The 12,590-nt window shown below is 71.2% G+C and carries 16 protein-coding genes, 1 tRNA gene and 1 pseudogene; 11 read left to right on the top strand and 7 right to left on the bottom strand.

The genetic code is table 11. The features are described from left to right. On the bottom strand, positions 1-685 hold a 685-nt coding region (locus ACTHMS_RS20090; protein WP_440308436.1), incomplete at its 3' end, for a DUF222 domain-containing protein. A 95-nt stretch (positions 686-780) separates the two neighbouring features. Next, positions 781-1,119, bottom strand: a pseudogene (locus ACTHMS_RS20085) (VOC family protein); the annotation flags it as partial. 214 nt (positions 1,120-1,333) lie between these two features. Between ACTHMS_RS20085 and ACTHMS_RS20080 the strand changes: the two are divergent. Next, positions 1,334-1,897, top strand: coding sequence for a hemerythrin domain-containing protein (locus ACTHMS_RS20080; RefSeq protein WP_440308435.1), 564 nt, complete (start codon positions 1,334-1,336; stop codon positions 1,895-1,897). Between the two features lie 9 nt (positions 1,898-1,906). On the opposite strand, the gene ACTHMS_RS20075 is transcribed toward ACTHMS_RS20080, so the two are convergent. Next, on the bottom strand, positions 1,907-2,689 hold the full coding sequence (locus ACTHMS_RS20075; RefSeq protein ID WP_440308434.1) for a glycerophosphodiester phosphodiesterase family protein: 783 nt from the start codon (positions 2,687-2,689) through the stop codon (positions 1,907-1,909). 143 nt (positions 2,690-2,832) lie between these two features. On the opposite strand from ACTHMS_RS20075, the gene ACTHMS_RS20070 reads away from it, so the two are divergent. The 4 genes from ACTHMS_RS20070 (at position 2,833) to ACTHMS_RS20055 (ending at position 5,501) form a co-directional block, all read left to right on the top strand. Continuing rightward, positions 2,833-3,618 carry a VOC family protein gene (locus tag ACTHMS_RS20070; protein ID WP_440308433.1) on the top strand — a complete coding sequence of 262 codons (786 nt, stop codon included), beginning with the start codon at positions 2,833-2,835 and terminating at the stop codon, positions 3,616-3,618. Positions 3,619-3,664: 46 nt separating this feature from the next. Beyond that, positions 3,665-3,740: transfer RNA gene (locus ACTHMS_RS20065), tRNA-Thr, on the top strand. A 75-nt stretch (positions 3,741-3,815) separates the two neighbouring features. Beyond that, on the top strand, positions 3,816-4,931 hold the full coding sequence (locus tag ACTHMS_RS20060; RefSeq protein WP_440308432.1) for a hypothetical protein: 1,116 nt from the start codon (positions 3,816-3,818) through the stop codon (positions 4,929-4,931). Positions 4,932-5,012: 81 nt separating this feature from the next. Then, positions 5,013-5,501 (top strand): winged helix-turn-helix domain-containing protein, encoded by a 489-nt coding sequence (locus tag ACTHMS_RS20055; protein WP_440308431.1) that lies wholly within the window; start codon positions 5,013-5,015, stop codon positions 5,499-5,501. Between the two features lie 22 nt (positions 5,502-5,523). On the opposite strand, the gene ACTHMS_RS20050 is transcribed toward ACTHMS_RS20055, so the two are convergent. Continuing rightward, positions 5,524-7,062 carry an endonuclease/exonuclease/phosphatase family protein gene (locus tag ACTHMS_RS20050; protein ID WP_440308430.1) on the bottom strand — a complete coding sequence of 513 codons (1,539 nt, stop codon included), beginning with the start codon at positions 7,060-7,062 and terminating at the stop codon, positions 5,524-5,526. Positions 7,063-7,133: 71 nt separating this feature from the next. Here ACTHMS_RS20050 and ACTHMS_RS20045 point away from each other — a divergent pair, with 71 nt between their 5' ends. Then, entirely contained in the window at positions 7,134-7,514 is a 381-nt protein-coding gene (locus tag ACTHMS_RS20045) for an acyl-CoA thioesterase (RefSeq protein ID WP_440308437.1), read from the top strand. On the opposite strand, the gene ACTHMS_RS20040 is transcribed toward ACTHMS_RS20045, so the two are convergent. Next, positions 7,504-7,788, bottom strand: a complete 285-nt coding sequence (locus ACTHMS_RS20040; RefSeq protein ID WP_440308429.1) for a DUF427 domain-containing protein — start codon at positions 7,786-7,788, stop codon at positions 7,504-7,506. The two genes, ACTHMS_RS20045 and ACTHMS_RS20040, sit on opposite strands and share 11 nt — an antisense overlap. Before the next feature lie 69 nt (positions 7,789-7,857). On the opposite strand from ACTHMS_RS20040, the gene ACTHMS_RS20035 reads away from it, so the two are divergent. After that, on the top strand, positions 7,858-8,574 hold the full coding sequence (locus tag ACTHMS_RS20035; RefSeq protein WP_440308428.1) for an NTP transferase domain-containing protein: 717 nt from the start codon (positions 7,858-7,860) through the stop codon (positions 8,572-8,574). 15 nt (positions 8,575-8,589) lie between these two features. Here ACTHMS_RS20035 and ACTHMS_RS20030 read toward each other — a convergent pair whose 3' ends face one another. Then, entirely contained in the window at positions 8,590-9,228 is a 639-nt protein-coding gene (locus ACTHMS_RS20030) for a PaaI family thioesterase (RefSeq protein ID WP_440308427.1), read from the bottom strand. A 124-nt stretch (positions 9,229-9,352) separates the two neighbouring features. After that, positions 9,353-9,832: a GNAT family N-acetyltransferase gene (locus tag ACTHMS_RS20025; protein ID WP_440308426.1), complete on the bottom strand. Its 480-nt coding sequence runs from the start codon at positions 9,830-9,832 to the stop codon at positions 9,353-9,355. Positions 9,833-9,851: 19 nt separating this feature from the next. Between ACTHMS_RS20025 and ACTHMS_RS20020 the strand changes: the two genes are divergently transcribed. The 4 genes from ACTHMS_RS20020 to ACTHMS_RS20005 form a co-directional block, all read left to right on the top strand. Continuing rightward, positions 9,852-10,217 (top strand): FKBP-type peptidyl-prolyl cis-trans isomerase, encoded by a 366-nt coding sequence (locus tag ACTHMS_RS20020; protein WP_440308425.1) that lies wholly within the window; start codon positions 9,852-9,854, stop codon positions 10,215-10,217. Positions 10,218-10,393: 176 nt separating this feature from the next. Beyond that, complete coding sequence (locus tag ACTHMS_RS20015; RefSeq protein WP_440308424.1) at positions 10,394-11,740, top strand: geranylgeranyl reductase family protein; 1,347 nt, start codon at positions 10,394-10,396, stop codon at positions 11,738-11,740. Beyond that, complete coding sequence (locus ACTHMS_RS20010; RefSeq protein ID WP_440308423.1) at positions 11,740-12,102, top strand: NADH-quinone oxidoreductase subunit A; 363 nt, start codon at positions 11,740-11,742, stop codon at positions 12,100-12,102. The genes ACTHMS_RS20015 and ACTHMS_RS20010 overlap by 1 nt, the downstream gene beginning before the upstream one ends. Positions 12,103-12,118: 16 nt before the next feature. Next, positions 12,119-12,590 (top strand): NuoB/complex I 20 kDa subunit family protein (locus tag ACTHMS_RS20005; protein WP_440308422.1); only part of this gene is annotated, 472 nt, incomplete at its 3' end.

Below are 12,590 nucleotides of genomic sequence, written 5' to 3'. Positions count from 1 at the left end.
CGAGGAAGGCGAGCAGTTTCGCCCCGTCGACCCCGGCGAGGCGGTAGGAGCCGGCGACCATCCCGTCCGAGAGCGGTCGGGCGTCGAGGAACCGGCGGGCCTGCTGCACCTGGTCGTCGGGTGCGGGCCCGTCCTGGTCGTAGCAGAAGGCGAGTTTGTCGCACACGATCTTCAGGTCGGCCAGGTTGAGTGCGTGCGCGGCCTGCACCAGCGACCGTTCGGCCTCGTCCAGCTGGTGCGGGGTGAGCCGGGGCGGCAGGTCGGCGAGGGTCTTCACGATCAGCGCGACCTGCGCCGGTGTCACCACCCCGGCGGTTCTCGCGGCGGCGAGGTGTGGGCGCAGCGGTGGTAGCGGTTCGCCGGAGAACGCGACCCGGGTGCCGCATTGCCGCGCCGCGGTCACCCGCTGCCTGGCCTCGCCGGCGGTGAGGCGCCACAGCGCGGACAGGAACCCCGCGGTGGTGCGGGTCAGCTGCTTGTGCGGCAGCTCGCGCCGCTCCACGTCGGTGACCACGGCGTCGTCGACCGTCCCCAACGACCGCCGCAGCGCTTCCAAGTCACGGGCCAGGTCGATGAACTCGTCATCGCTCAACTGCCCGAACCCGCCACCGGCGGCGCACTCACCGAACGCGTCGATCGCCTTGTGCAGCACCTCGAACCGCTCGAGGATCGCCGCATCGGTCATACCAAGAAGCTAGAACAGGGGTACGACAAAAAGCGTCGCGCGCGCACCGCTGATGCGCTCGGAATGCGGCATGGTCGTGCAGTGCTGTGAGCGCGTCACCACGGCGCGCAGCACGCCCTCGGAGGCACCAGAGATCCGGGAAGGAGCGCGGTCAGTCCAGCCCGACACAGGCAGAACGGATGCCCGGGATCCGCGTAGACCACGAACGTGCCGTCCGGCTCCGCCGCCGGTCGCAGCAGCCGGGCGCCGAGCGCCATGACCTCCTCGTGCGCGGCCACCAGATCCGGCACGTACAGGTCGAGGTGCAGCTGCTGCGGCACGGTCTTGGCGGGCCGGTCGGGCGCGACGTGATCGGGCGCGAGCTGCACCTCGAGCACCGGCCGGTCGTCCACGAGCACGCTGTGCCAGTCGTCGGAGGTGTCGACGACGCTGCCGCTGAGGACTGCGGCTCAGAACGAGGTCTCGGCGTCGAGATCCGGTGCGTCCAGGACGATGACGTGCCGCGCGATCTGCATGACCCGCACGATGGCACGGCCGTCTGACATCGACGGCGATGGGCGTCACGAAGACCGGGCGGCACGCATCGTCACGCGGTCGAGGGGGTAGGCGCAGGGCGAGCGATCACGCAACGCCGAAGGAGCCATCGCCATGAAGGAAGACCAGAACCAGGACGTCGTCGACATCCTCACGACCGACCACCACGAAGCGCTGCAGCTGCTCGAGCAGATCAAGGCCGCCGCAGGCGACCAGCGCCGCGACCTCACCGACACGCTCATCGCCGAACTCGTGCGCCACTCGGTGGCCGAGGAGATGTTCGTCTACCCCGCGATGAAGCAGCATCTCGACGACGGCGCCGAGGCCGTCGAGCACGACACCAAGGAACACGAGGAACTCGAGACGCTCATGAAGCAGCTCGAGGGCCTCAAGGCCGACGACGCCGCGTTCGACGAGACGCTCGGCCAGCTCGAGGACGTGCTGCGCGACCACGTCCAGGACGAGGAGCAGGACCAATTCCCGAAGCTGCGCGCGAAGATCCCGGCCGAGGAGCTGATGAAGCTCGGCGTCCAGGTCGAGGGCGCGAAGAAGATCGCGCCGACGCGTCCGCACCCGGCGGCGCCGAACAACAAGCTGTTCCACCTCGTCGCTGGTCCGGGCGTCGGGATGGTCGACCGCCTGCGCGACCACCTCACCGGACGCGCCGCCAACACCTGACGGCCGGCGTCAGCCGACCGGCACCACCGCGCCGGTGTCGGTCGGCGCATGCCACTGCCCGCGCGCGATGAGCACCTCGCGCAGCAGGTCGGGTCGGTCGGTGATGATGCCGTCGACGCCGCGGTCGAGCAGGCGGTGCATGGTGACCGGCTCGTTCACCGTCCAGACGACGACGCGCAGGCCGGCGTCGTGCGCGCGGGCGACGAGGTCGTCGGCGAAGACGCGCACGCGTCCGATGCGCAGGGGCACGTGGGCGTACACCGCGGACGTCGGGCGCAGCGGGCGGTTCGACAGACAGAGCCGAGTCAACGCCCGCCAGCTCAGGGCGGTGGTGAGCCGCGGCCCGACGAGCCGGCGCAGCGCGTCGGTCCAGCTGTCCCACTGCGCGGCCGCGCACACCCGGTCGACGGCCTCGTGCTCCTGCAGCAACTGCGCGAGCGGTTCGACGGCGGCGCGGTCCTTGACGTCGATCATGAATGTGGCGTCCGGGAAGCTCGCGAGCAGCTGTCCGAGCGAGAGCACCGGGCCGGCGTCCAACACCGGCAGCTGCACGATGTCGGTGAGCCGACGCGAGTCGACCCGGCCGCGAGCACCGGTGGCGCGACGCAGCCCGGCGTCGTGGAAGGCCACGAGCCCGCCATCGGCGGTGATGCGCACGTCGGTCTCGAGGCAGCGCAGGCCGAGGGCGTACGAGCGGCTGAACGCCTCGAGGGTGTTCTCGGCCGCTAACCCCGCGCCGCCACGGTGCGCGATGGCCAGCGGGGCCGGCTGGTCGCGGTAGGCCACTGCCACACCACCACTGTCGGCCACCGCAGCACGCCGGACGACCCGGTTCCGGCACTGTTCAGGTGATCGTCGATGCGCGGCCCCTCGCCGTCGCCTCGTGGACAACCTAGGTTTGACGGAACGACGAACTCGGCGGAGGGGAAGCAGCCATGGTCACCCGCGACACCCCCTGGCCGCCCGGCTACCCCTGCTGGGTCGACCTCACGACGTCCGACATCGACGCGGCGTCCGAGTTCTACCGCGGCCTGTTCGGCTGGGAGCTGCTCGGCAGCGGCCCCGAGTTCGGCGGCTACGTCATCGCGCAGGTCGGCGGACTGCCCGTCGCCGGCCTCGGCCCGCAGCAGCCGGGTATGGAGGGACACCCGTCGGTCTGGACGACCTATCTCGCCACCGACGACGCCGACGCGACCGCGGCGGCGGTGCGCGAGCACGGTGGCGTCGTCGTCGCCGAACCGTTCGACGTCGGCCCGCTCGGCCGCATGGCGGTCGTCCAGGACCCCACCGGCGGCACCTTCGGTCTGTGGCAGGCGGCGCAGCACTACGGCGCGCGGCGCACGAACGAGACCGGCGCGCTGATGTGGAACGAGCTGATGACCCACGACTACGAACGCGCGCAGGCGTTCTACGGCGCGGTCTTCGGCTTCACCTTCGAGGAGCTCGGCGGTGGCGACTACCCCTACTCGGCCGTCGTGCTCGACGGTCGGCCGGTCGCCGGGCTGGGGGTGCTGGCCGCGGAGGCGCCCAAGGAGGTGCCGCCGCACTGGCGCGTCTACTTCGCCGTGGACGACGCCGACGACGCCCTGAGCCGGGCGCAGTCGCTCGGCGGGGTGATCCTGCGCGCGGCCGAGGACATGCCCTATGGACGCTGGGGCGACCTGTCCGACGGCCAGGGCGCCATGTTCGCCGTGATCAAGCCCGCCCCGGCGCCGGAGTAGCGCCACCGGTTAGACTCCTCGAGTTGCTCCGGCCAGCCCGGTGCACGCCGCCTTAGCTCAGTCGGCAGAGCACCTCACTCGTAATGAGGTTGTCCGGGGTTCGATTCCCCGAGGCGGCTCCACCCCCTGCTCCCGACGACAGGACGTGCCGCGCACGTTCGTGCCCACACGCACCTCGCGGGTCGTACAGTGCCGCGGTGGCCGAGGACATCCTGCTGACCCCACCGGACGCGAGCGAGGTCGCCGTGCTCGCCCGCGGCGTGGTCTCGGCCGTGGCCGGCGACGACGGCCTCACGCCGCTGCAGGACCTGCTCGTCCGCGCGATGTTCCACTCGATGACCGGCCACGACGTCGACACCGCGGTCGTGCCGATCACGCCTGACGCCTTCGCCGCAGCGCTGGCCCGCCGCAACGAGATCTTCCGGACGCGGATCGTCCAGGTGATGCTGCTGGCGGCGTTCGTGCTGCGGCCGCTGCCGCCTGCCGTCGTCGACCGGCTGCGGGCGTTCGCCGCGGCGCTCGGCGTGCGCGACGAGATGATCGACGTCGCCGAGCGCTTCGCCGACGGCGCGCTCGAACTGGCCAACGTCGACTTCGTCCGCAACGGCTACCTCGGCTCGCTCGACCCCGAGCGGCTGGCGGCGCTGCACACCAGCGAGCTCGAGACGTCGTGGGGCCAGGTCGTCGACGACCCGGCGCTCGCTGCGCGGTGGGCGTCGCTCGGCGAGCTGCCGGTCGGCACGCTGGGTCGCGGTGTCGCCGACTTCTACGCAGACCGGGGCTTCGTGCACCCCGGACGCCCTGGGTCGGCGCCGCCCCTGCTCGCGCAGCACGACTGGGTGCACGTGCTGGCGGGCTACGGCACGGCGCTCGAGAACGAGCTCGAGGTCTTCGCCTTCATGGCGCGGGCGAACGACGATCCGCGCGCGTTCAGCCTGCTGGCGATGGTGGTTGCGCTGTTCGAGACCGGCTACCTCGCCGCGGGTGCCGGGCTGTTCGAGGCGAACGCCGGGCATCTGTCCACCAGCGGCATGGCGACGCGGGTGGCCGACGCGATGCGCCGCGGCGCGCTCACCAACGGCAGCCACGACTTCCTCGACCTCGATTGGTTCGCGCTCGCCGACCGGCCGCTGGCGGTGATCCGCGACGAGATCGGCATCGTCGCGAAGGACGCCGCCGCCGTGCGCCTCGGCTCGGCCGGTCCCTGGCAGGAGGGCGGCATCACCGCCTACCAGCTCGACGCGGCCCGCACGGCCGCGGACGCCGAGGGACGCGAGTACCGGCCCTGGCGGCCCGATCCAGCCCGCAGCTGAGGGCGTCGAGGTATTTGTCTAGCAAGTCACCAGGAAATATCGATATAGCGCTACGCTGAGGTCTCCGCGACCCGGAGGCCGATGATGACCGCCCTGCCCGAGCTGATCCGTCTGTCCGACATCCGCGACGAGTGGCCACCTGTCGTGCCGCGCCCCGCGAACGGCACGGTCGTCGTCGCGGTGCTGCCGGCCTCCGTTGACACGCACCAGGTCGTCGATGCGCTCGAGCGGCTCGCGCGCCAGCCTGCGCTGGTCGCCGTCCCCGAGTCGACATCCCGCCGGTTGACGGCGGGCGACGTGACCATGGACCTCGGCGCGCACACCGTCCGGGTCGGCGACGGTCCGGCGCTCACCCTTGCCCACCGCGAGTTCCGCCTGCTGCAGGCGTTCCTCGAGCATGCCGGCCAGGTGCTGTCCCGGGCCCAGCTGCTCGACCAGGCCTGGGACGGTCCGGGCTACGGCACCGGGCGCACGGTCGACGTGCACGTGCGGCGGCTGCGGGTGAAGCTGGCCGGGTCGACGACCCGGGTCACGACACTGCGGGGCTTCGGCTACCGCTTCGACGTCTGATCAGGTCCCCCGGACGGTCGGATCAGGCGAAGGGGATCCAGACGTCCCCGCTGACCGGGTTGTGGTCTGAGGGCGGCACACCGGGGAAGCGGCCGGCGCCCGTCAGCACCAGCTGGTTGTCCCAGCTGGTGCCCGCGACGCCCGGCGGCAGCCACAGGTAGTCGATGTGGGTGCCGAACCTCGCCGGCGGGTTCCGGTACTCGTTGATGGTGTTGTACGCGGCGTTCGTGCGCGTGAGGGCCACCGTTTCGTCGTCGGCGATGTCCGCGGCGGCCATCGCGACCTGCGGACCGTCGACGGGGTGGGCACCCCACTGCGGGTACGAGTTGAAGTCACCGCCGTAGACGACCGGCACGTGCAGCTGCGCCGCCTCCGCCGATCCGAGCGCGATGAGTCGCGCGGTCTCGTCGCGCCGGTTCGCGTCCGTGCCGAGATTCGGGGCGTGCGTGACGACATAGAGGAAGGACACCGGCGAGTCGAGCCGGTGGAACTCGGCGAAGACCGCGTTGTGCCCGCAGGACGTGTCGTCGTCGAGCGTCCAGTACCCGCCGCTGCCGACCTGCTCGACTGCGGTCGTGTCGTACGCGATGTAGTTGCCCGAATAGCGACCGAGGGTGTCGGTCGTGAAGGGCGTCGCGGTGTCCGCGAGGGCGAAGTGACCGCCCTGCGCGTCCAACGCCGCGACGAACGACTGCACCTGCCGGGTCGTGCGGCCGGCGTCGACGAACTCGGCGCCCTCCTCGACGCCGATGACGTCGGGACGGTGCTGCAGCACCACGGTGGCGGCGGGGGCGGCTCGCTGCGACCAGGGGGCGATCGGTGTGCCGTCGGGTTCGGCGGTGTTGTTGAGGTTGAGGAGGTTGTAGGTCATCAGCCGCAGGTGGCCCAGTCGCGTCCGGACGGTCGCGTGCGCCGGTGTCGTCCAGCCCGAGCGGGTGCCGTTGTTCCACGCGCGGACGCGCCAGTAGTAGGTGCGACCGACCGTCCGCGCGGGCGGGGTGAACTGCTGGGCCGCCGAACGGAAGGCGCGCACGGCGTAGGTGCGCACGTCACGGGTCATCGCCGCGTCCGTCGCCTGCTGCACGTCGTAGCCGGTCGACGCGACGCCGTCCCACGTCAGCCAGGTGCCGGCCGCCGACGAGTGCGCCCGGAGCGTGCTTGGCGTCGACGGACGCAGGCCGAGCCGCACGATCGTGCTCGCGTACCGGTGCCTGGCGCCGGCCACCGCCTCCATGCGCACGAACCAGGTGGCGGTGCCGTAGCGCAGTCCGGCGATCGTCAGGCGTGGCGCGGTGGCCCGAGCAACGCGCAGCGCCGTCGAGTGGTGCCCCGCCGTCAGGTTGTCCAGCCACACGTCCGAGTACGTCGTCGACGCGAACAGCCGGTACGAACGGGCACCCGCCGCGCGGTCGGTGGAGACCGTGAACGACGTCGCCGTCACGGCGGCGACGCGCTGGTGCCCAGGGGTGCCCAGCGAGGTCGACGCGTCGGCCGGCGCGGCGACCGCGACGCCGGTCACCAGCACGCACGCGAACAGGACGGCCCGGGCGAATCGGCGCATGGAGATCCCATCGGCCGCCTCGGCGACGAGCTGAGCCGGGCACCCGGCTCTACGCTGCGCGCGTGCTGCAGATGACCGTGCGGGTGCAGATCCGCTTCGCCGACTTCGACCCGCTCAACCACGTCACCAACGTCGCCTTCTTCGAGATCATGGAGACGGCGCGCGTCGAGGCCCTGCGCGCCACGCCGCACTCGCTGCGAGGCCACATCGTCGTGCGGCACGCCGAGTGCAGCTACGACGCGCAGATCCCGGGCGGCACGAGGTCGGTCGACGTCGAGGTGTCGTGCGAGCGGGTCGGCACGACCTCGTTCACGTTGCGGCACGAGATCCGTGCCGGCGACGACGTCGCCGGCGTCGGACGCACCGTCATGGTCGTGCTCGACGACGACCGCAGGCCCCGCCCGCTCACCGACGAGGAACGGGCGGCCCTGGCGCCGACGGCTACGCGGTGACCTCGACGCCCTTCCAGAAGGCGACGCGGTCGGTGATCTGCTTGGCCGCGTCCTTGGGCTCGGGGTAGTACCAGACGGCGTCCGGGTTCGTCTTGCCGTCGACCTCGAGGGTGAAGTACGAGGCGGTGCCCTTCCACGGGCAGACGCTGTGCGTGTCCGACGGGCGCAGCACGTCCTCGCGCACCGACGAACGCGGGAAGTAGTGGTTGCCCTCGACGACGACGGTGTCGTCGCTCTCGGCGATGACGGTGCCGTTCCAGCGAGCTGTGGCCATGACCAGATCCTCTCGATCAGCGTGGGCGCTACCGTCGTCGGAACCTCTCGACCGAACGGAGCATTCCCGGTGGCCACCGTCCAGATCGCGATCCTCGCCGCAGGCATGGGCACGCGTCTCAAGCGGCCGATGCCGAAGCCGCTCACGCCGCTCGACGACGGCCGCACGATCCTGCAGCAGCAGGTCGACAACGTGCGCACGGTCTTCGGCGACGACGCCCGCGTGATCCTGGTGGTCGGCTTCAAGCACGAACTGCTCATGGAGGCCCAGCCCGACCTGCTGTTCGCCTACAACGAGGACTACGACCAGACCAACACGTCCAAGAGCCTGCTCAAGGCGCTGCGCGGCTCGAGCGACGGGCCGGTCATCTGGATGAACGGCGATGTCGTCTTCGACCCCGAGGTGCTGCGCCGGCTGCGCCCGCTGCTGGACGACGGGCGCTCGGCGATCGCCGTGAACACCGCGGCGACGGCCGACGAGGAGGTCAAGTACACCGTCGGCGCCGACGGGTTCGTCGACGCCCTCTCGAAGCAGGTCACGGACGCGCTGGGGGAGGCCGTCGGCATCAACCTGGTCGCGGCCGCCGATAAGGCGACGCTGATCAGGCGGCTCGAGCAGTGCGACGACCAGGACTACTTCGAGCGTGCCATCGAACTCGCCGTCGAGCACGACGGCCTGCGGGTGACCCCGGTCGACATCAGCGACCTGTTCGCCGTCGAGGTCGACAACGCCTCGGATCTCGCCCGCGCCATCGAACAGCGGCAGGCCTACGAACGGCGGCAGTGACGCCGCGCTGCCGACCTACTGCTGACCGGGCAGCAGTTCGAGGAAAAGCGCGTCCGCGTCCGCCACGACCGCGCCCGAGGGGTCGAACAGCCGTGCCGCGCCGAACCGCTTGCGTCCCTCGACGCGGTCGAGCACGGCCTCGAAGGTGAGCTCGACCTCGATCGGCGTGATGCGGCGGTAGTTGACCTTCAGGTACGCCGTCCGCGAGACGCCGCGGTGGTGGTGGTTCATCACCCGGCCGAGCACGTCGTCGAACAGCAGCGAGTGCGCGCCGCCGTGCACGGCACCGTTGCCGCCGAGGTAGAAGCGGCTGAAGGTGACGCGTCCGGCCACGCGGTGCTCGGTCTCGTCGTCGATGACGTACGCGGGCAGGGCGGGCAGGCCGCGTCCGGGCAGGTCGGGGCGCCACCCGTCGTAGCGGTCGGCCTCCGGCACCTGGTGTGCCGCGAGGAGCTCGGCCACCTCGGCGAGCCGCTCGGTCACGTCCTTCATGACGTCCGGCGGCGGCGCGGCACCCGCCAGCCGGCTCTGCACGAGCCGCTGCGCGAGGTGCAGGTCGGCGTACTCGACCCCGCCGCGCAGCCCCGGATCGCGGTTCACCCACGGCCGTTCCGGCTCCGGCCAGGGATGCAGGGGCACCCGCTCGTCGCTCACCCGGCGACCTTAGACAGGCGGCGCATGGGCACGTGCGGGATCCCGGCCTCGACGGAGGGTGTGTGGCGTCCCTGCGGGGGCCGGCGCGGCGTGTCCGCCCGCAGCGTCGCCACACACCGCCCGGTCAGTCCGCCGCGACGCGATCCTCGACGCCGGCCGAGGCGCGGCGCATGGGCACGTGCGGGATCCCGTCCTCGACGAACTCGGGGCCCTCGACCTCGAAGCCGAAGCGCTCGTACCAGGCCTGCAGGTACGACTGCGCGTCCAGGACGACCGGGGCGTCACCAACCTGCGCCAGCGCCGCCTCGACCAGCCGGGCCGCGAGCCCGCGCCCCCGCGCGGATGCCGCGGTCGCCACCCGGCCGATGCGCCGCTCGCCGGACGCGTCGTGCAGCAGCCGCAGCGTCGCGACCACGGCATTGCCCTCCTCGACCCAGAACTGCACGGTGCCCGGTTCGAGGTCGCGGCCGTCGAGGTCCTGGTAGACGCACGCCTGCTCGACCACGAACACCTCGTTGCGCAGCCGCAGCAGCCGGTAGAGCGTCGGCACGTCCAGTTCGGTCGTGGTCGCTGATCGGACGGCGGTCGGCGCGGTGTCGGTCACGGGTGTTTGGATACCTTCCATGTCCCTTTCCAAGCCAGAAGTCGATGCCCCCCAGGGTCCCGCGCCCGCCGATCTCGAGATCGAGGACCTCGTCGTCGGCGACGGTGCGGAGGCCACGCCGGGTGCCCGCGTCGACGTCCACTACGTCGGTGTCGAGTTCGACAGCGGCGAGCAGTTCGACGCCTCGTGGGACCGCGGCCAGTCGATCCAGTTCCCGCTGCAGGGTCTCATTCAGGGCTGGCAGGAGGGCATCCCCGGCATGCGCGTCGGCGGCCGCCGTCGGCTGACCATCCCGCCGCACAAGGCCTACGGTCCGGCCGGCGGGGGACACCGCCTGTCGGGCAAGACCCTCATCTTCGTGATCGACCTGCTCGGCGTCGGCTGATCGTCGCCGAACGTCCGGGGCGGCGGCGGGTCGGACGATCCGGCCGCCGCCCGACCTGACCCCGCCCTGACCAGAACCGGTGTGGCGAGGCATACACTCGCCGGTGGCTGGGCTCGTGACACTTTTCACAAGCGCACGAGCAGCGGTCGCACCGCCGGAGAACGGGAGCTCACGACATGTCCGGATCGGCCAGTAGCGCCGTGTCGGAAGTGACGGTGACGCCGCAGGCCACACCGTACGACGGCGGCCGCCTGTCGGCCGACGTCGTGGTGGTCGGCGCCGGCCCGGCCGGCAGCAGCGCCGCCTACTGGCTGGCGACCGCCGGCCTGGACGTCGCCCTGCTGGAGAAGACGTCCTTCCCGCGCGAGAAGGTCTGCGGTGACGGGCTGACGCCGCGCGGCACCCGCGCGCTCGTCGAGATGGGCATCGACGTCAGCACTGAGGCCGGCTGGCTGCACAACCGCGGGCTGCGTGTCATCGGCGGCGGTCACCGCCTGCACCTCGACTGGCCCGACCTCGCCGGCTTCCCGAACTACGGCCTCGTGCGCCCCCGGGCCGACCTCGACGCGATGCTGGCGAACCAGGCCGTGCAGGCCGGCGCACGGCTCTACGAGCACATCACCGTCACCGGCACCCTCACCGATGCCACCGGACGCGTCATCGGCGTCGAGGGCAAGACCGCCGACAAGCAGCCGGTGTTCGTCGACGCGCCGCTGGTGCTGGCGTGCGAGGGCGTCTCGGGCAAGCTCGCCCAGGGGCTCGGCGTGCACCGCAACGACAAGCGTCCGCTCGGCGTGGCCGTGCGCCGGTACTACACGAGCCCGCGGACGAACGACGACTACCTCGAGTCGTGGCTCGAGCTCTGGGACGGTCCGATCGGCCAGTCGACCCTGCTGCCCGGCTACGGCTGGATCTTCGGCATGGGCGACGGCACGGTGAACGTCGGCCTCGGCGTCCTCAACTCCTCGGCGGGGTTCCAGAAGACCGACTACCGCGCGCTGCTCACCCGCTGGCTGGACAACACCCCGGAGGAGTGGGGCCTGCGCGAGCAGAACGCCACCGTCCCGACCCGCGGTGCCGCCCTGCCGATGGGGTTCAACCGCACCCCGCACTACGTGCGGGGCATGCTGCTCGTCGGCGACTCGGGCGGCTCGGTGAATCCGTTCAACGGCGAGGGCATCCCCTACGCGATCGAGTCGGGCAAGTTCGCCGCCGAGGCGGCGATCCAGGCGCTCGCCCGCCCGGCCGGCACGAGCCGCGAGCGTGCCCTCGAGGCCTACCCGCGCCGTATGCAGCAGGAGTGGGGTGCCTACTACCGCCTCGGCGGCATCTTCGTGAAGCTGATCGGCAACCCCGAGGTCATGCGGCTCTGCACCCAGCGCGGCATGTCGCACCCGGCGCTGATGCGCTTCGTGCTGAAGTTGCTGGCGAACCTCACCGACCCGAGCGACGGCGACGTGTCCGACCGGATCATCCACGCGCTGCTGAAGATCACCCCGGCGATCCGGACGGAGGCCGCCTGATGCTCGCGCCCTACATGCCGATCGTCGTGCTCTTCGCGCTCGCGTTCGGCTTCGCGCTCTTCTCGGTGATCATCGCGGGCATCACCGGTCCGAAGCGCTACAACAAGGCCAAGCTCGACTTCTACGAGTGCGGCATCGAGCCGACGCCGCAGCCGGTCGGGCCGCAGCGCTTCCCGATCAAGTACTTCCTCACCGCGATGCTGTTCATCGTCTTCGACATCGAGACGATCTTCCTGTACCCCTACGCGGTCGCGAACAAGTCGCTCGGCCTGTTCGGCCTCGTCGAGATCATCCTGTTCATCGTCACCGTGTTCGTCGCGTACGCCTACGTCTGGCGTCGCGGCGGACTCGACTGGGACTGAGGACCGAGGGAACGCCATGGGACTCGAGGAGAAGCTGCCGGACGGCGTGTTGCTGGCGTCGGTCGAGAAGCTGGTCAACTGGACGCGCAAATCATCGCTCTGGCCCGCCACCTTCGGCCTCGCGTGCTGCGCGATCGAGATGATGACCTTCGGCGCACCGCGCTACGACTCGGCGCGGTTCGGCATGGAGGTCTTCCGCGCGTCACCGCGCCAGGCCGACCTCATGATCGTGGCCGGCCGGGTGAGCCAGAAGATGGCGCCGGTGCTGCGCCAGATCTACGACCAGATGCCCGAGCCGAAGTGGGTGCTGGCGATGGGCGTGTGCGCCTCGTCCGGCGGCATGTTCAACAACTACGCGATCGTGCAGGGCGTCGACCACGTGGTGCCGGTGGACATGTACCTGCCCGGCTGCCCGCCGCGTCCGGAGATGCTGATCGACGCGGTGCTCAAGCTGCACACGAAGATCATGAACGAGCCGCTCGGCCCGA

The organism is Jatrophihabitans sp., from assembly GCF_051960575.1.
Classification (GTDB): Bacteria; Actinomycetota; Actinomycetes; order Mycobacteriales; family Jatrophihabitantaceae; genus JBQCEE01.
The sequence above is the reverse complement of the archived record's forward strand: the minus strand, read 5'-3'. Positions and strand labels throughout refer to the sequence as shown.

What these genes read in the sequence shown, in the direction of transcription:
- ACTHMS_RS20080 (WP_440308435.1), top strand. Translation starts at nt 1,334, where the DNA reads ATGAAGGAAGACCAGAACCAGGACGTCGTCGACATCCTCACGACCGAC.
- ACTHMS_RS20070 (WP_440308433.1), top strand. Translation starts at nt 2,833, where the DNA reads ATGGTCACCCGCGACACCCCCTGGCCGCCCGGCTACCCCTGCTGGGTC.
- ACTHMS_RS20055 (WP_440308431.1), top strand. Translation starts at nt 5,013, where the DNA reads ATGATGACCGCCCTGCCCGAGCTGATCCGTCTGTCCGACATCCGCGAC.
- ACTHMS_RS20050 (WP_440308430.1), bottom strand. Translation starts at nt 7,062, where the DNA reads ATGCGCCGATTCGCCCGGGCCGTCCTGTTCGCGTGCGTGCTGGTGACC.
- ACTHMS_RS20045 (WP_440308437.1), top strand. Translation starts at nt 7,134, where the DNA reads ATGACCGTGCGGGTGCAGATCCGCTTCGCCGACTTCGACCCGCTCAAC.
- ACTHMS_RS20040 (WP_440308429.1), bottom strand. Translation starts at nt 7,788, where the DNA reads ATGGCCACAGCTCGCTGGAACGGCACCGTCATCGCCGAGAGCGACGAC.
- ACTHMS_RS20020 (WP_440308425.1), top strand. Translation starts at nt 9,852, where the DNA reads ATGTCCCTTTCCAAGCCAGAAGTCGATGCCCCCCAGGGTCCCGCGCCC.
- ACTHMS_RS20015 (WP_440308424.1), top strand. Translation starts at nt 10,394, where the DNA reads ATGTCCGGATCGGCCAGTAGCGCCGTGTCGGAAGTGACGGTGACGCCG.
- ACTHMS_RS20010 (WP_440308423.1), top strand. Translation starts at nt 11,740, where the DNA reads ATGCTCGCGCCCTACATGCCGATCGTCGTGCTCTTCGCGCTCGCGTTC.